Raw genomic sequence first — 17,356 nt, 5'->3', positions numbered from 1 at the left:
ATTCTTTAAATAAACATCAACAAACTCAAAGCCATCACTCCCATCCCTGCTATCAGTCCATAGATAGACAGGTGGTGCTCGCCATACTCCTGGGCAGCAGGTAACAATTCGTCAATACTGATAAAAACCATAATACCGGCAACTGCGGCAAACACAATCCCAAAAACCAGGGGACTCATAAATTGCATCAGAAGGATGTATCCGATAATGGCTCCAATTGGTTCAGACAATCCTGACAGGAAACTCAGTGTGAAAGCCTTCTTCTTATTCCCCGTAGCATAATAAACAGGGACGGAAACGGCAATTCCTTCCGGAATATTGTGAATAGCTATGGCCACTGCAATGGCAATACCCAGATTGGGGTCATTCATAGCCGCAGTAAATGTTGCCAGGCCTTCAGGAAAGTTGTGAATACCAATGGCCAATGCAGTAAAGGCCCCCATTCGCATAAGCCTTCGGTCCTTATTCTCTTTGCGTTGCGCTGAATTCATATTCTCAATCATCTCCATCTCGTGCGGGTTCTCTCCCTTGGGTATGAACCGGTCAATTAGTGCAATAAACACAATGCCCAGAAAGAAAGCTCCAACCGTCAGCCAGGTGCCCTCCTCATGGCCCAGTGCTTCCGACAAGGAATCCTGAGCTTTGGCAAATATCTCCACAAAGGAGACGTAAATCATTACCCCAGCAGAAAAGCCAAGACTGATGGATAAAAATCGTGTATTCGTTCGTTTGGCAAAAAAAGCCATGGCACTCCCGATACCTGTTGACAAACCTGCGAAAAGGGTCAACCCGAATGCAAACCAAATATTACTCCAATCCATATTTATTTAGTTTTATCTTTCTTAACAGTAAAAATTCTCTCAGGAAAGCTACTTCCTGACACAAAAAACATTGGACGCCAGCTTCCCCGATAGGACCACTTCACTCCCATCCTCGTACTTTACCTCAATGCTCCCATCAAAGGGAAACACTCTGATCACCCTTAAAACAAGTCCTGTCATGAGTCCATAACGATCGTACATATCCGAAGTTTCTGAATTTCGGTAACGTAATTTCTTTACAATGCATTGTTGATTTTCAAGAATCTCAGTCAAAGGAATTACCCCCTTTTCAGACGGAACATCTCCTCCTATTCCGGGAATAGGATCTCCATGTGGATCAAAATCAGGATGCCCCAGGAAGCGACTGATATGATTCATCAACTCATCGGAGGTATGATGCTCCAGTCGTTCCGCCTCCTGATGGACACTTAATAAATCAAGTCCCAAAACCTGATGCAGAAACAATTCCCAAAGGCGATGCTTACGTATAATTTTCAGCGCCAGTTCATTTCCACGTTCTGTCAGATTCAATGCCTTGTAAGGTTTGTAATCTACCAGCCCCTGCTTCCCAAGCTTCCGGGCCATATCCGTAACTGCAGCCACCGATACTTCAAGCCTCCCTGCAAGGTTACTGCTGGTGACAGCACCTGCCGTTTCCTGATTCAACAGATAAATGTTCTTTAAAAAGTTATCAATAGAAACCGACATGTTTAAACTATTTTAATAACAAGTTTAAGCAACCTTAAAATAAAAAACAAGGGCATTTGAATTTTGTTCGCAATTTATTAACAAACCTTTCAGGTACATTTTTTGTTTTTACCAAAGAAAAGCAACAATTTTACAGGGATCGAACTTCCTAAAGAGACACAAAAAGACTCTGAACACAAGACTATTTAAAAAAATTAAAGCTCATTTTTTACCATAAAAACAATAAAACATCAGAAGTATGAAATCAACAATGATATTGCTTTTAATATCCTTTGCACTAAGCATTGGAGTATCTGCTCAGGAAGATTACAAAGACAAAAGGAATTTAAAAGAGCATTTTACCAACCCTGAAAAACATGAAGTCTCCAGGCTTCCCGAAAAGAGCATTCCCATTGGGACAAAACCCCGCAACATCATTTTGATGATTGGTGACGGAATGGGAACCGCACAACTTTTTGCTGCCTACACAGCTAACGGAGGAGCGCTGAATATCACAAACCTTCCATATTCCGGTTTTGCAACCACTCAAAGTGCCGATGATTACACCACCGATTCTGCTGCAGGAGGGACAGCACTCTCCACCGGCCAAAGGACCTACAACGGAGCCATTGCAGTAGATGTGAATAAAAAACCCATACCTACCATTCTCGAAATTGCTGAAAAACACGGGAAAGCAACAGGGCTGGTCTCTTCATCTGCCATCACTCACGCAACGCCAGCTTCGTTCATCGCACACAATGTGTCGAGAAACAACTATGAGGAGATTGCGGCAGACTTTCTGAAAACCGACATCGATATCTTTATCGGTGGTGGAAAAAGCTTTTTTGAAGAACGCAAGGACGGACGTAATCTGCTCAAAGAACTTGAGGAAAAGAACTATCGCATCTTCGACTCCCTTTATCAGGCAGAAAACTATCATCGTCTCCCAATGGCCATTCTGACCGCTCCAAAACACAACCCCACATACCCCGAACGTGGAAACCTGGTGCAGGAAGGAACCGCTAAGGCAATAAAAGCACTGGATCAAGACGACAAAGGGTATTTCCTGATGGTTGAAGGCTCCCAGGTTGACTGGGGCGGACATGAAAACAATACCGCCTACATCATAAAGGAGATGCTGGATTTTGACAAAGCTGTTGGCAAAGCAATTGAGCTGGCCGCCGGAGACGGCGAAACCCTGATTATTGTAACTGCCGACCATGAAACAGGAGGCATGTCCATTGAGTCAGGCGATTTTGAAAAAGGAGAAGTTCATGCCAAATACACGACAGGAAGCCACACCGGAATTATGGTTCCTGTGTTTGCAGTGGGCCCCGGCGCTGAGCACTTTACCGGCATCATGAAAAATACCGATATTTTCCACAAAATGATGTATCTGTTCGGGTTTGACGAATAATATATTCTCCATCTATATTGCATTGAAATAATCGATTTGATAACGAACTTTTGTTCACTTACATTTGTTTCATCAAATAATTAAATCATTATTCAAAAACCCATAAAAATAATAAAGATGGAAAATCAAGAAGTACAACAAGAAGTTTATTCAATGCCCCGCATTGGAGATCAGGCACCTGATTTTACTGCCACTACCACCAAGGGGCAAGTTACCTTGTCCGATTTTGCAAAGGACAAGTGGATCGTATTCTTTTCGCACCCTGCAGATTTCACTCCTGTATGTACCACAGAAATGAGCGGTTTTGCGCAGCGTAAAAAAGAGTTTGACGATCTCAACACCGAGTTACTTGGATTGAGTATTGACAGTATTCACGCCCACCTGGGATGGGTATCCAACGTAAAAGAGAAAACCGGTGTCTATTTTGATTTCCCAATCATCGCCGACCTGGATATGTCCGTATCAAAAAAATACGGTATGTTGCAGCCCAACGAAGCAGAAACTGCTGCTGTACGCGCCGTTTTCTTCATTGACCCAAAGAAGAAGATTCGACTTGTGATGTACTACCCGCTGAATGTGGGACGTAACATGGATGAAATCCTCAGAGCGTTGAAAGCACTGCAGGTTTCTGACCAGCATAAAGTAGCTCTTCCACTCGACTGGAAACCGGGCGATCAGGTAATTGTTCCTCCTCCCAAAACTTTGGAAGAAATGGACAAGCGCAACAAAGAAACCGGAATTGATCGGATTGACTTTTACCTCTCCAAAAAGGATTTAAAAGTCTGAAAACGCTAAAAACCATGACATCATAATTTTATTTAGACTTCATAACCGGGACATCCATTTGTCCCGGTTTTTTATTTGCTTTTCCGAAAAAATTAAACGATATATCTTTAAACCCATCAAAGAAAAAGTTAAACACCATAAACATACCGAATCATGAAAAATCAACTTTTACTGATCTTTTTAGCTTTTTTCAGCATTCCTGCAATGCTCAACGGCCAGAACATCAACCTACCAGAACCCGACAAAACCGGTGGATTGCCCTTGATGGAAGCACTCAGTGAGCGCAGCAGCAGCCGGGAATTCAGCTCAGAAGATCTGACAAAACAACAGCTATCAAATCTTTGCTGGGCTGCATGGGGATATAACCGAAAGGAGTTAAAGAAACGCACAGCTCCCTCCTCCATGAACAAGCAGGAGATGGAACTTTATGTGGTTTTAAAAGATGGTGCCTATCTCTATAATGCAGCAAGCCATCAGCTTGACCTCATAAAAGAAGGCGACTTAAGATCCTATTGCGGAAGTCAGGATTTTGTTTCCACAGCACCAGTCAATTTTGTTTATGTGGCTAACATGAAGAAGACAGGTGTCCACAATCCCGGGGAGATTACCCCGCAACACATTGCCACATCACATGCCAATACCGGCTTCATTGCCCAGAACACTTATCTTGCCTGTGCCTCGGAAGGACTTGTTTGCGTGGTTCGTGCCTGGATAGACAAAGAGGCTTTTGCAGAAGCTCTGGGGCTCTCCCCGTTACATAAAGTTATTTTGGCACATACCATTGGCCATGCCAAATAACACACAAACACAAGGCAACAAATCGTTAGATTCTTAGAGATAAGCTATTAGAAAAATCGTATGACATTGACTTTCTATATCTTATCACACACCTAATTAGTGCCCGTCTATAAAGTCGGGAAAGTTTCTGGCTGGAGCTGTTTCTGATCAGAAAGTGCCAATTGCTAGGCTTGCGACCGCGTGCCGCCTAAAGCTTTAGCGGTGGCGCAAGTCGCCAAAAACGGAGTTTACTAATCGTAAATGAGTATTTTGGCGGCAAGCGTAACGACGCAAGTGGTACTTTATGGACAGAAACTAATTAAACCTAAAAATCGAACCTCCACGACCCTGACCAAGATTAAAAGATTATTGATAAGGGAGAAAAATAAAAAAACCGGAAAGTCTCTTTTCAGAGCATTTTCCGGTTTCTTTTTATTGATGAGTATAAAAACCTACTTCAGTACTACCACGGCAGCCGGATCCACGCACTGGAATGTGAATGACTCGGTAAAGTATAACTGAACAGTCTTTTGATTATGCGATTCATAGCCAATGGAAATATCCTGACCAATGACCATCTCAAAATCACCACCTCGTTCTGATACCAGATAAGCATCTTTGATGTAGGGGGCCATAATAATAGAACCACCAAGCAGGCTTTCAATACGTTTACGCAACGGATATCCCTGACCTGATGAATTGAAACGCTGCCACAATTCGGTATTCAACACCAAGGTGTAAGGTCCCTCCACAGATGCAGCCTTCAATTTAGCAATTGCCTATGATATTACACCAATTATCTCGTCATCGTTATCGGGCAATATGAGTGCATCATGATCGGAACAATCTTTAATTCCTTTGATATTACCGGCCTTAAAACCATTGTAGATGGCATCCTCTTCAAACCGTGCAAGTTTGCGGGCAGCCTCCTCCATATTGTCAAGGTCAATATCTTTTGCGCCACGAGCAATGTTATCCAGCTCCCAGATGTTCAACTCAAAAGGCACACGTGTTTCAATCAAAGGCAGAACCTGATGAATGCCATACTGTACATCTCCACCCTGTTGTTTGGGAACGTCCACACGGCCGAGTGACAAAGCAGGAAAATCCCAACCTTTCGGGCCATCCACATCTACAAACTTCCTTGCCGAAAGCACAGATGTCAATACTTCCGTAGCACTATCATTAATCTCCTCCCATGCTTTATCGCAAATGGGAGCCATCGATTTCCTTAAAATATCCATGTTAATCCTTTATTTTTTAATTTTTCCAATACCCAGAGAATCTGAACTTCCTCCGGCACCACCTTCTTCACCCTCTTCCAGCTCGGTAATATCGCCTTCAGTAAACAGATAAGTACGGAGTTCTTCGTCCCATCCGGGCATATTGCGACGCAACCATTCAATGGTCATACATGCGTGCTCAATCTCTTCATCTCTGTTATGTGCCATTATTTTCTTCAACGACTCATCGTCAGTCAGATCAACACGCTGATGATACCAGTCAACAGCTTCCACTTCCTCTTTCAAACTATTCAAAGCCCTGGAAAAATTCCTGGCTTCTTGCGACAGTTCTTCTGCCGGTTCATGATAATTTGACATAACTATAATTTTTAGATTAATATTTTACCTCAACTTTGTTGTGTTTCACCCAAAGATAAGAAAATTAAACGAAAAAGAAGAGTTTTCAGCAGCTGTTAACCCTGTAATTTAAGGAGACGGAGTAAGAGAAGCGGTAATATAAATCACCTGTCCCGAAGTAATCGGGACCTGCAGATAGCGAGGTTGAAAACCATCTTTAGCCAGGGAGACAGTAGTCTTTCCGGTGCTTTTAGCCTCCATTACAAAATAACCATTTGAATCAGTGAGGGTGGAAGAACCTTCACAAACGACAAGCACACCAGTCAAAGGAGCCCCGCTATCAGAATTGGTTATATTTCCGGCAATGCCGGTGGACCCATTGGCAATACCGGTAAAAGAAATATCTGATACATCAGCCCCCAGCATCGGCACCAACTGATGTGCCGGAAAAAACTGCATTCCTGTGACAGATACAGATACCAAAAAGACTTCATTCTCCAAATGCTCAAAGACAAAAGAACCGTCGGCAGCCGTAGTGTAAGTGTCCACGATGACACCATTTTTATCTTTACAAAGTACCTGAACTCCGGAAACACCGGTATCATTAACATCAAGAACATTTCCGGAAAGAGAAAGCCCGGAGGAGGTCAAAATAAAATCCACCCTGACATCTGTGAATTTCTCTATGGTAACATCCACTGTTTTCCGCTCATGATACTCGCCGGAAGCATACACCGAAGACTCTGATGTGGGTACCGAAAGTTCATAATACCCTTCCGAATCGGTATAGGCAACCTCTTTTCCGCTCCCGTATGAAACTGCTATTCCGTCAAGCGGCTTTCCACTCCCGGCATCTGTGACATAACCATACACTATACCTTCACCCAAATTGCTATCGCCTTCATCCATTACCACAAAGTAGTGACCTCCAGGAGAAACATTCCTGTTGTGGTCAGCAAACCCTTCTTTGTAAACAACGATATTGTCTGCATCCTCCAGATTATCAAAGCCATCTGCTTCAGCATCCACGCCAAAAAAACCAAACTCATCGGTTTCCAAAACACCCAGCTGTTCATGAGAGACTTTTACCACCACACTGGCTCCTGCCAACGGATTTCCGGCATTGTCAACCACCACTCCCTTCAACCTGCTGGTTGAGGTTACCATCAACCATTCCTGAAGCTCTTCTTCCCACAAAACCTCACCGGTAAGATGTTCGGAATCGTAACTAAAAATCGTGATATTAAAAGAGAGAGAATCAACGTCACTCTTGAAAAAAGCTTTTGATTTTCCACCTTCCTTTTTCCAGTCAACAGTGCCTTCACTCACATTTGCCTGATTCTCATAAAATATAAAACGCGATCCATCTTCAGAGATGGTGACAGATCGGTCAGACTGTACGGTCCAGGAAGAATTGCCGGATTCACGAACAGCCATCAACTGAAGATCTTCGCCTTTAAATGTCTCACGTAAAACAACATTGACCTCTGAATCATCTTTCCCGCATCCCGAAAAAAAGAAGACTAAAACGGTAAAAAACAATAAATAATTTTTCATTAAGCCAGGTTTGGTTAATCTATTCTTTTAATCATCCAAGTGGAATCCACCTGAGATTCATATCTGTATAATTAATTTTTGTCTCATCAATCACCTGTCACTCCTGGAGAAAAAAAACAAAAAAAATAATTTAAACGTCCAATTTATCACTTTACAATCCACAAGGCCCTTTGAAATTTGCCGTTAAGTTAAACATTGTCTGTAAAAAACAGATGTAAACAAAAAATAATTACCTTACATTTTGATAAATGGACAATAATGAGACGCAGAATAACTTTTACAGGGCTAATCATCATTTACACCTGAACCAAATTCACTATCTGTTTATCACAACCTAACTCAACGACCGGCAAAACAATAACACATCCTTCAGAAAAACCTTCGTTTCATAAAAAACCCGCACTACATCCATACGTAATGCGAGCTAAAAAGTTTTATTCCGAATCAAAATGTTAATTTATATTGATTTTAAGGTCATAAAAATGTATTTTATACAATTAAATCAGAATGTTTAATTTTTTGAAAGCCACGATTATGACAAAGAAGAAACTAACCACTGCTTCGGGACGCCCCTACAGCGAAAAACAGGATAGCATGACCGCCGGCCCGAGAGGTCCGATATTACTACAGGATTATTATCTTCATGAACAAATGGCCCACTTTAACCGTGAAAGAATTCCGGAACGGGTGGTGCATGCCAATGGATCAGGAGCCTTTGGGACGTTTAAAGTTACCAATGACATCTCCAAATACACGCGCGCAAAACTTTTCAGCAAAGTGGGAAATGAATGTAAAGTGCTGGCCCGCTTCTCCACAGTTGGAGGTGAAAAAGGAAGTGCAGACACAGAAAGAGATCCGCGTGGCTTTGCAGTAAAATTCTACACCGAAGACGGCAACTGGGACCTGGTTGGAAACAACACTCCGGTTTTCTTCATCAAGGATCCGAAAAAGTTTGCAGATTTTATTCACACCCAGAAACGTGACCCGCGCACCAATATGCAAAACCAGACCATGCGATGGGATTACTGGAGTCTGAACCCCGAAAGCCTTCATCAGTTAATGACCCTCTTCAGTGATCGCGGAACCCCTGACGGTTACCGAAAAATGAACGGCTACGGAAGTCATACCTTCTCTATGATTAACGATAAAAATGAGCGGGTTTGGGTAAAATATCATTTCAAAACACTTCAGGGGAATCACACGCTCACCGATCAACAGTCGGAAGAATTAAAGGGCAAAGACCCGGATTACGCCCAACGCGACCTGATAAATGCCATCGACAGCGGCGACTTCCCCAAGTGGGCACTCAAAATTCAGGTAATGACTGAAGAACAGGCCAAATCATTCAGGTGGAATCCGTTTGACCTTACCAAAGTATGGCCACATGGAGATTATCCGCTTATTGATGTGGGTGTTATGGAACTCAATAAAGTTCCCGAAAACTATTTTGCCGAGGTGGAGCAGGCTGCCTTCAATCCTTCCAACCTGATTGACGGATTGGATGTATCGCCCGACAAAATGCTGCAGGGACGGCTTCTTTCCTATCCCGATGCACACCGGTACAGATTGGGTGCCAACTACGAACAAATACCGGTAAACCGGCCCATTTGTCCGGTTCACAACTATCAGCGCGATGGTGCAATGACCGTCAACGGCAACCACGGAAGTGCCCCCAACTATCACCCCAACAGCTTTGATGACATCGAGGCCGACAAATCATACAAGGTACCTCCCATGAAACTGGAGTCAGATATTGCAGACTTTTACGACCGCAACGAAAACGATGACGATCATTACACCCAGCCGGGACTTTTGTTTAGGGAAGTGATGAACGATCAGGAGAAAAAGAATACCATCTCAAACTTTGTAGGTGCAATGAGCCAGATTGACGGTCCCAAGCGAGATGAAATCATTAACCGACAACTGGGTCATTTTGCCAAAGCTGACAAGGAGTTGGCCATGGAAATTGCCAAAGGTCTGAAGTTCGATTTCAAAGCTTAATAATCCAAAACATAGAATAACTAAAGGTTGTCCTGATTCGGGACAACCTTTTTTGTTTAATTTGGATACCTGCAGAATTCACAAAATCAAGTATCTTTGTTGTTGATCGGACAGGGAGATGCCATAAAAATCCATTTTCAGAAAAATGCGAACAACCTCCAATACCGGAAAACTACACAGTAAAGCCTTATGGAATTCACGATACTCAAGGACATCCTCATCATATTTGCTCTTTCCACCCTGGTAAATTATGTTTTCACAAAAATAAAAATTCCTTCCATCGTAGGGTATCTGCTGACAGGTGTATTGGCCGGCCCTCACCTGACGGGTATTATCAGCAGCGTTGAAAACATTGAAGTATTGGCAGAAGTCGGGGTGGTTTTGCTGCTTTTTACTATTGGTCTTGAATTCTCACTTAAACATCTCATTAAAATCAGAAAAACAGTCTTTTGGGGCGGACTGGTTCAATTTTCGCTCACCACCCTGGTGGTTATGCTTATTGCCCATTTTTACAATCTTGACCTAAAGGGGGCCCTTTTCGTTGGATTCCTCACAGCCCTGAGCAGTACTGCCGTTGTTTTAAAAATCTTACAAGACCGGTCGGAAATAACCTCCAACTATGGGCGAACCGTATTGGGAGTACTTATTTTCCAGGATTTGATTCTTGTACCTCTGTTACTTTTCACCCCTATTATCGGCGGTGAATCCACCAATATTCTGAATGAAATCTTCTGGATGGGAATAAAATCTCTTGGCATTATTCTTTTCGTCATTTTTGGCAACAAATGGTTTATGAATCGCCTCCTTCATGCCATTGCCATGACCAAAAACCAGGAACTTTTTTTAATGAGCATTCTGCTGATATGCCTGTCGGTTGCATTTCTCACCGCCGAACTGGGGATGTCGCTGGCCTTCGGAGCTTTCCTTGCGGGGTTGATGATTTCAGAGTCAGAATACAGTCACAATGCCTTTGGGCACATCATCCCTTTCAAAGACACCTTCTCCTCCTTCTTTTTTGTCTCCATCGGGATGTTGCTTGACCTGCAATTTGTAATGGACAACCTCCCCATCGTGCTGTCAACAGTCCTGATTGTGGTGTTCATAAAAATGGTCATCGCCAGCGGAACAGCTTTCATTCTGGGTCACACGCTCCGGGGTGTTGTTCTGGTTGGTTTAGCACTGGCTCAGGTAGGTGAATTCTCCTTTATTCTCGTGAAAATGGGAGACAGTTACAACCTTATTTCCGATTATTACTACCAACTGTTTTTGGCGGTTGCAGTCGTTACTATGAGCATTTCGCCATTTCTGATAATGGTAGCCAGACCGCTCTCCAATGCAGTAATGAAATTGCCTCTGCCCAAGAAATTTATTGAAGGTCTCTTTCCCTTAAAGCAAATTGAAATACCCAATCTGAAAAACCATCTGTTGCTCATAGGCAAGGACCCACGGGTATTAAGCATGTCTGTTATGGCGCGACACGTAAAAATACCCTATTTATCCGTCATTTTCGATCCGGCAATAGTCAAGGAACGTCAGCAAAAAGGAGAAAAGGTCATTTATGGAGATGCTCAAAATCTCCCCATTCTCGAAAAAGCCCATGCTGACACCGCCGGAGTTATTGTTGTATCCGTCGGAGACCTGGTTACGGCTCTTTCCATTACGGAAAAAGTCCGGCATCTCAATCGCCATGCCCCCATCATCGTGAGAACCAAGCAAATTGACGATGCAGAAGATCTTTACAAAGCAGGTGCCACTCAGGTACTTCCGGAAGAGTTTGAAACGGCTATTGAAATGTTTGAGCGGGTGTTGAATAAATTCCTGATGCCCAAAGATGACATAGAGGTGACGATAGGACAAATCAGAAAAAATAACTACGGACTGGTGCGGGATCTGAAAAAACGTCCACGAAAATCTATTCTCAGCCAGCTCCCCAATCTTGAAATTTCCGCTCTTCGGGTGGCCGAAGAATCCCCTATTGCAGGCCACTCCCTTTCCGAAATGGATTTCCGCTCTACCTTCGGCGTTACGGTTGTTGCAATCAAACGCAGCGATAAACTCATCGATCATCCCGGGCCACAAACCGAGGTTTGCAAAGACGACATTGTCTATGTACTGGGCAAACAGGATCAAATTGCCCATGCCGTAAATCTTTTTGAAAAACAATTAAAGAAATCACAGAGCAGTAATTAGTGCCCTTCTATAGAGTCAGGGAAAATGGTAATTGGAGTTGTGTCGGTTCAGAAAGTTGCGTTTGCAAGGCCTGGCATTCCCGAAAATGCGGAGTTTACCTGAGTAAATGAGTACTTTTCGGGAAGGGCGTAACGAAGCAAACGTGACTTTATGGACAAATACTAATTGATGCCAAAAGAAAAGCGGCGTGCCTTTCAAGAGCAACGCCGCCTTTCGGGAATAAACATTTATTTCACCTCCCACACATCACCGGTGGTTACCAGGTCGTGGAATGATTTTATTTTCGACTTCTCTTTTATCTCTTCAATCTGCTGCTGGGCACACTCATCGTAAACAGGAGCAGCAGCATCACGAATAACCCCCAAAGCAACAGGAAAATCGGGATATTCCATATCTGCCAGCTTCAGGTGAATGGTAGGATCCTCACAATGGGCGTCGTGAACAAGAATGTCCTTTTCGGTAATCCCGTTTTCACCAATCGTCACCACCTTCAGGGTAATTCCTTCCAGTATAAGGCCTTTATTCCGCTCCTTACCGAAAATCATGGGTTTTCCGTGTTCCAGAACAATGGTACGATCGTCTTTGTACTTCTTGTCAGTAATTTCCTGATGCGTATTATTATTGTAAATGACACAGTTCTGCAAAACCTCCACTATGGAAGTTCCCTTGTGTTTGGCAGCCGCTTTCATCACATGCACCGATAACTTAATCTCTTTATCGATGGTACGGGCAAAGAAATATCCCCGGGCCCCGATGGTCAACTCTCCGGGACGAAATGGATATTCAATGGTTCCAAAAGGGGAAGTTTTAGATATAAAGCCCCGCTTGGATGTGGGCGAATACTGTCCCTTCGTTAAACCGTAAATCTGATTGTTAAAGAGTATCACATTCAGATCGATATTGCGACGAATGGCGTGAATAAAGTGATTCCCTCCTATTGCCAAAGCATCTCCATCACCGGTAATCTGCCAAACCTGTAACTTGGGATTGGCAACTTTCACCCCGGAAGCCATTGCAGAAGCACGCCCATGAATGGTATGAAATCCATAGGTGTTCATATAATACGGTAATCGCGATGAGCAACCAATTCCGGAAATAACAGCAAGATCCTCATTAGGGACTTCCAGTTCTGCCATGGTTTTCTGCAGGGCATTAAGTATTGCATGATCACCACAACCGGGACACCATCTCACATTTTGATCGCTCTTATATTGCAGAAAAGCTTGTTTTGTATTTTCAGCCATGATTTATTCCTCCAACATTTTATTGAAATGATCTTTTAACTCTGCCACAGTAAATGGCAATCCTTCTACTTTGTTGTACTGGTGCAACACCACATCAGGGAACTGACTTCTCAGGTAGGATGCAAACTGACCAAGGTTCAATTCACAAACCACAATTTTGGAATATTTTTTCAACACCTCATAGCTGTTGCGCGGCAGCGGACTGATGTAACTAAAATGTGCAAGGGCCACCTTTTTACCCTCATCATGCAAGGCTTCAAGAGCAGTATATAAATGCCCGAAAGTCCCACCCCAGCCAACGATTAGCAAATCGGCATCTTCATCGCCAAGAATTTCCAGTGGAGGAATAAAATCAGCTATCCGGTCAATTTTTTCTTTCCTTATCTTTACCATCTTATCATGGTTATGATGATCGTAAGAAACTGCTCCGGTAAGGAAATCCTTCTCCAACCCGCCAATGCGGTGTTGATATCCGGGAGTTCCGGGTAGAGCCCAATAGCGGTTAAGTTTTTCAGGATCGCGCTCATAAACATTCCACTCCTCAGCAGGTTTCTCTACAAAAGGAGGTTTTATCTCCGGGAACTCTCCCTCTTCAGGTATTCTCCAGGGCTGTGTTCCATTGGCCAGAAAACCGTCGGACAACAAGATTACGGGAGTCATATGCTCGATGGCAACTTTTGCAGCATAAAAGGCATAATCAAAACAATTGACAGGCGAACTGGCTGCCATCACAACCAACGGACTCTCACCATTTCTTCCATACAGTGCCTGCATCAGGTCCGATTGTTCTGTTTTGGTCGGAAGCCCGGTGCTCGGCCCGCCACGTTGAACATTCACCACGACAAGTGGCAATTCGGCCATCACTGCCAGCCCCAGTGCCTCGCCTTTGAGCGCCAGTCCCGGGCCGGAAGTAGTAGTTATGGCCAGGTCACCGGCAAAACTGGCACCAATAGCTGTAGAAATCCCGGCAATTTCATCTTCTGCCTGAAAAACTTTTACGCCCAAATCTTTTCTGGCCGAAAGTTCCTGTAAAATCTCTGTTGCAGGAGTAATCGGATAAGATCCCAGAAACAACTCCAGTCCGCTTTTTTCTGCAGCAAGCAAAAACCCCCAGGCAATGGCTTTATTTCCATTCAGGTTCCGGTAGGTCCCTTTGCGAATATCTGCCGGCGAAATATGATACGAAGGCGTACCTGCCTGTATTATCACACCGTAGTTATAGCCGGCCTCCAAAACTTTTATATTGGCCTCTGCAACTTCAGGATTTTTACTGAATTTCTCCCTGATAATTCTCTCTGTATTCTCCAGCGGGCGGTTAAACAGCCAGAAAACCAATCCCAAAGCATACATATTCTTACTTCGCAGAATGGTTTTGTTGTCAAGCCCCATATCCTTAAGACTGTTTTTAGTCATGGTTGTGATGGGAGCCTTTATGATATTGTAGCTCGACAAATTGTCCTCCTCAATGGGATCGTTACTTTTATAACCGGCTTTGGCAAGGTTTTTATCGTCAAAGCTGTCCACATCAATAACAATGGTAGCCCCGGGCTTCAACCACTCAAGGTTGGCTTTCAATGCGGCGGGATTCATAGCTACCAGCACATCGGCATTATCACCAGGAGTATAGACTTCGCTGTGCCCAAAATGAACCTGGAAGCCCGACACCCCTCCTATAGTGCCCTGTGGAGCTCTGATTTCCGCAGGGAAATCAGGGAAGGTTGATATATCGTTACCATAAATTGCAGAAGAGAAAGAAAACAGCGAACCGGTCAGCTGCATTCCGTCGCCGGAGTCGCCCGAAAACCGGACAACAACCTCTTCTCTTTCAATTACTTTTGATTTCTTTGCCATAACAAAGTGAATTTCTGATTTCCTCCTTTATCTCCTGAATAAAACTCAGAAAAAAAGGAAGTGTTAAATAAAAAAAACACCAGAACCTTTCAATGTGTCCCGGGGTTTAACTTGTAAATTTTAAGTAAAGTTATAGAGTATCTGATTACATGAAGTTGATTTTAGTCAGATTTTTTACCATTGTGAGGTGTTTTTCAACAGGTGATTTATATTTGTACTCCAAAAGGAAATACACCTTACAAGTTAGCATTTTTTTACAACTTTAAGTTTAATCTTATTACATTATTCATAAATCATGGCACTAATTAAATCAGTGAGAGGGTTCACCCCAAAAATCGGAAAGAACGTTTTTTTAGCAGATAATGCCACCGTTGTTGGTGACGTGGAGATGGGAGACGATTGCAGTATTTGGTTCAATGCGGTACTTAGAGGCGATGTTAACAGCATCCGAATCGGCAATAAGGTGAATATTCAGGATGGTTCAGTTCTGCATACCCTATATCAGAAATCAACCATCGAAATAGGCGACAATGTATCAGTTGGGCATAATGTTACCATCCACGGGGCAAAAATTGAAGACAATGTGCTGGTAGGGATGGGAGCAACCATTCTGGATCATGCTGTAATCGGTTCCAACTCAATCATTGCTGCCAACTCTTTGATTCTTTCGGGAACCAAAGTAGAACCAAACAGTGTTTATGCCGGTGTTCCCGCAAAAAAAGTAAAAGATATCGAACCCGAACAAACCAGTGAAATGATTAACAAGATTGCCAACAATTACCTGATGTATTCGGGATGGTATAAAGAAGAATAAGGTTCATTACACTACAGTTCAATCCGCCGCGAAGCAACCGGCTGATTCAGAAAAACGGCAGAAGCTTCATCAAATTTCTCAGGGTCTTCCGTCGTGAAAAACTGACAAGTGGCATTCCGTGTGCATCTCTGATCCATTTCGGGATGCCGCTTCAGATAATCCCTCAGGCTCAAGGCTACAATGTTCCCCTGTGACATAATCCGGACACCTTCCGGCAAGAAACGTTCAATCACAGGCAGCAAAAGCGGATAGTGGGTGCAACCCAGAATCAGTGTATCTATCAGAGAATCCTGCTCAAACAACCTCTCCAGATCTCTTTTTATAAAAAACTCTGCTCCGGGGGTCGTCCTTTCATCATTTTCCACCAGTGCCACCCACATTGGGCAGGCCTGTTGAGACACAATAGTTCCGGGAAACAGTTTTTGAATCTCCAAAGGATAAGACATGGACTGTACAGTACCGGATGTTCCTACCACTCCCACATGACCATTTCGGGACACCTCACCTATTTTTTCAACACTAGGACGAACTACCCCAAGCACTCGTCTCGAAGAGTCGAAAGCAGGTAAATCATTCTGCTGTATGGTTCTCAGCGCTTTTGCCGAGGCAGTATTGCAAGCAAGAATTACCAGCTGACACCCCATGTCAAACAAACGCATTACCGACTGTCGGGTATATTGATAAACCGTCTCAAACGACCTTGTTCCGTAAGGAGTTCGGGCATTGTCTCCCAAATAAATAAAATCGTACTCAGGAAATTCACGAAGAAACTCATTTAACACAGTCAATCCTCCGTATCCTGAATCAAAAACGCCTATCGGACCTTTATTTACATCCATACTGCTTCCTTAATCACAAATGTTAATAATTTTAACCCGCAACAAAATCATAAAGATATAAAATAAGTACTATCCACACTTTATTCATAACTTATTGGCAAATAACACAGGTTAAAGGACAAAAAAAAGACCGGCAATAGGCTTACCAGTCTTTTGTATTTTTTGCAAACAACAATTACATTGTTGCCAGCTTGGCCTTTACGAGCTCTTCGCAATCCACACTCTGATCGGAATTGTAAAGAATCACCTGTGAACTGAGATCAAAGATATAGATGAATCCCTGCTCCTCACCAACGGCCTGAATGGCTTTTTCAACCTTTTCGATGATAGGTTGAAGCAATTCCTGCTCTTTTTGTGACAATGACTGTTGCGCAAGCTTGTTGAAATTCTGAATACGCTGATCATAGTCCTGAATCTCCTTTTCGCGTGTGGAACGAATCAATTGTGACAATGAATCACGCTGAGCCATATAATTTGAATATTTATCATCAAGTTCCTGACTCATAACCTGCAACTGACTTTGAAGCTTCTTGGCTTCGGCCTGCAATTCTTTGTCAGCGGTCTGCTTCTCCGGCAGTTCGGTAATCAGTTTTTGAACATTCAAATGACCAAATTTCAGATCCTGCGCAGACGACGTAGCCGCCGACAAGGCAACAAGCAAAACAACGGCAAATAATTTAAATACCTTCATCTTATTTCGATTAATTCTGTTTAATATGATTAACTAGTGTTTGTCCATAAAGAACCATTTACTGCGTTACGCTTACCCGAAAATTCCTCATTTACTCAAGT

At 43.2% G+C, this 17,356-nt stretch carries 14 protein-coding genes and 1 pseudogene; 6 read left to right on the top strand and 9 right to left on the bottom strand.

Translation table 11 applies throughout. The features are described 5' to 3' along the window. Positions 1-5 precede the first annotated feature (5 nt). Positions 6-821, bottom strand: a complete 816-nt coding sequence (zupT, locus tag BY457_RS06860; protein WP_106152593.1) for a zinc transporter ZupT — start codon at positions 819-821, stop codon at positions 6-8. A gap of 48 nt (positions 822-869) precedes the next feature. Beyond that, complete coding sequence (locus BY457_RS06855; protein ID WP_106152592.1) at positions 870-1,529, bottom strand: metal-dependent transcriptional regulator; 660 nt, start codon at positions 1,527-1,529, stop codon at positions 870-872. Between the two features lie 238 nt (positions 1,530-1,767). Between BY457_RS06855 and BY457_RS06850 the strand changes: the two genes are divergently transcribed. The 3 genes from BY457_RS06850 to BY457_RS06840 all read left to right on the top strand — a co-directional run bounded on the left by BY457_RS06850 (position 1,768) and on the right by BY457_RS06840 (position 4,509). Beyond that, positions 1,768-2,925 (top strand): alkaline phosphatase, encoded by a 1,158-nt coding sequence (locus tag BY457_RS06850; RefSeq protein ID WP_106152591.1) that lies wholly within the window; start codon positions 1,768-1,770, stop codon positions 2,923-2,925. Positions 2,926-3,042: 117 nt separating this feature from the next. Continuing rightward, a complete protein-coding gene (locus tag BY457_RS06845; protein ID WP_106152590.1) occupies positions 3,043-3,711 on the top strand; it encodes a peroxiredoxin in 669 nt (222 codons plus the stop codon). 153 nt (positions 3,712-3,864) lie between these two features. Continuing rightward, positions 3,865-4,509, top strand: a complete 645-nt coding sequence (locus tag BY457_RS06840; RefSeq protein ID WP_106152589.1) for a SagB/ThcOx family dehydrogenase — start codon at positions 3,865-3,867, stop codon at positions 4,507-4,509. Between the two features lie 431 nt (positions 4,510-4,940). On the opposite strand, the pseudogene BY457_RS06835 reads toward BY457_RS06840, so the two are convergent. The 3 genes and pseudogenes from BY457_RS06835 to BY457_RS06825 form a co-directional block, all read right to left on the bottom strand. Continuing rightward, positions 4,941-5,732 (bottom strand): annotated as a pseudogene (locus BY457_RS06835) (family 1 encapsulin nanocompartment shell protein). 9 nt (positions 5,733-5,741) lie between these two features. Then, positions 5,742-6,089 (bottom strand): encapsulin-associated ferritin-like protein, encoded by a 348-nt coding sequence (locus tag BY457_RS06830; RefSeq protein WP_106152588.1) that lies wholly within the window; start codon positions 6,087-6,089, stop codon positions 5,742-5,744. 108 nt (positions 6,090-6,197) lie between these two features. After that, on the bottom strand, positions 6,198-7,625 hold the full coding sequence (locus BY457_RS06825; protein WP_106152587.1) for a carboxypeptidase regulatory-like domain-containing protein: 1,428 nt from the start codon (positions 7,623-7,625) through the stop codon (positions 6,198-6,200). Positions 7,626-8,159: 534 nt separating this feature from the next. On the opposite strand from BY457_RS06825, the gene BY457_RS06820 reads away from it, so the two are divergent. After that, the gene (locus BY457_RS06820) at positions 8,160-9,626 is read left to right on the top strand and encodes a catalase (protein ID WP_106152690.1); all 1,467 of its coding nucleotides are present in this window, start codon (positions 8,160-8,162) and stop codon (positions 9,624-9,626) included. 189 nt (positions 9,627-9,815) lie between these two features. Beyond that, entirely contained in the window at positions 9,816-11,816 is a 2,001-nt protein-coding gene (locus tag BY457_RS06815) for a cation:proton antiporter domain-containing protein (protein ID WP_106152586.1), read from the top strand. 227 nt (positions 11,817-12,043) lie between these two features. Here the strand turns inward: BY457_RS06815 and BY457_RS06810 are convergent, their stop codons facing one another. Then, positions 12,044-13,060: a 2-oxoacid:ferredoxin oxidoreductase subunit beta gene (locus tag BY457_RS06810; protein ID WP_106152585.1), complete on the bottom strand. Its 1,017-nt coding sequence runs from the start codon at positions 13,058-13,060 to the stop codon at positions 12,044-12,046. Positions 13,061-13,063: 3 nt separating this feature from the next. After that, positions 13,064-14,911, bottom strand: a complete 1,848-nt coding sequence (locus tag BY457_RS06805; protein ID WP_106152584.1) for a 2-oxoacid:acceptor oxidoreductase subunit alpha — start codon at positions 14,909-14,911, stop codon at positions 13,064-13,066. Positions 14,912-15,206: 295 nt separating this feature from the next. On the opposite strand from BY457_RS06805, the gene BY457_RS06800 reads away from it, so the two are divergent. Further along, positions 15,207-15,725 carry a gamma carbonic anhydrase family protein gene (locus tag BY457_RS06800; protein ID WP_106152583.1) on the top strand — a complete coding sequence of 173 codons (519 nt, stop codon included), beginning with the start codon at positions 15,207-15,209 and terminating at the stop codon, positions 15,723-15,725. Between the two features lie 11 nt (positions 15,726-15,736). On the opposite strand, the gene murI is transcribed toward BY457_RS06800, so the two are convergent. Both murI and BY457_RS06790 read right to left on the bottom strand, forming a co-directional pair. Then, entirely contained in the window at positions 15,737-16,564 is an 828-nt protein-coding gene (murI, locus tag BY457_RS06795; RefSeq protein ID WP_106152582.1) for a glutamate racemase, read from the bottom strand. A gap of 175 nt (positions 16,565-16,739) precedes the next feature. Then, entirely contained in the window at positions 16,740-17,255 is a 516-nt protein-coding gene (locus tag BY457_RS06790; protein ID WP_106152581.1) for an OmpH family outer membrane protein, read from the bottom strand. Between the last annotated feature and the right edge of the window lie 101 nt (positions 17,256-17,356).

This window comes from Marinilabilia salmonicolor, from assembly GCF_003003035.1.
Lineage (GTDB): Bacteria > Bacteroidota > Bacteroidia > Bacteroidales > Marinilabiliaceae > Marinilabilia > Marinilabilia salmonicolor_A.
This window is presented reverse-complemented; position numbering and strand designations above follow the sequence as displayed.

Bases quoted from the DNA above. Each gene is read 5' to 3' on its own strand.
- BY457_RS06805 (WP_106152584.1), bottom strand. From the start codon at position 14,911: ATGGCAAAGAAATCAAAAGTAATTGAAAGAGAAGAGGTTGTTGTCCGG.
- BY457_RS06830 (WP_106152588.1), bottom strand. From the start codon at position 6,089: ATGTCAAATTATCATGAACCGGCAGAAGAACTGTCGCAAGAAGCCAGG.
- BY457_RS06790 (WP_106152581.1), bottom strand. From the start codon at position 17,255: ATGAAGGTATTTAAATTATTTGCCGTTGTTTTGCTTGTTGCCTTGTCG.
- BY457_RS06810 (WP_106152585.1), bottom strand. From the start codon at position 13,060: ATGGCTGAAAATACAAAACAAGCTTTTCTGCAATATAAGAGCGATCAA.
- BY457_RS06815 (WP_106152586.1), top strand. From the start codon at position 9,816: ATGGAATTCACGATACTCAAGGACATCCTCATCATATTTGCTCTTTCC.
- murI (WP_106152582.1), bottom strand. From the start codon at position 16,564: ATGGATGTAAATAAAGGTCCGATAGGCGTTTTTGATTCAGGATACGGA.
- zupT (WP_106152593.1), bottom strand. From the start codon at position 821: ATGGATTGGAGTAATATTTGGTTTGCATTCGGGTTGACCCTTTTCGCA.
- BY457_RS06850 (WP_106152591.1), top strand. From the start codon at position 1,768: ATGAAATCAACAATGATATTGCTTTTAATATCCTTTGCACTAAGCATT.
- BY457_RS06845 (WP_106152590.1), top strand. From the start codon at position 3,043: ATGGAAAATCAAGAAGTACAACAAGAAGTTTATTCAATGCCCCGCATT.
- BY457_RS06825 (WP_106152587.1), bottom strand. From the start codon at position 7,625: ATGAAAAATTATTTATTGTTTTTTACCGTTTTAGTCTTCTTTTTTTCG.
- BY457_RS06840 (WP_106152589.1), top strand. From the start codon at position 3,865: ATGAAAAATCAACTTTTACTGATCTTTTTAGCTTTTTTCAGCATTCCT.
- BY457_RS06800 (WP_106152583.1), top strand. From the start codon at position 15,207: ATGGCACTAATTAAATCAGTGAGAGGGTTCACCCCAAAAATCGGAAAG.
- BY457_RS06820 (WP_106152690.1), top strand. From the start codon at position 8,160: ATGACAAAGAAGAAACTAACCACTGCTTCGGGACGCCCCTACAGCGAA.
- BY457_RS06855 (WP_106152592.1), bottom strand. From the start codon at position 1,529: ATGTCGGTTTCTATTGATAACTTTTTAAAGAACATTTATCTGTTGAAT.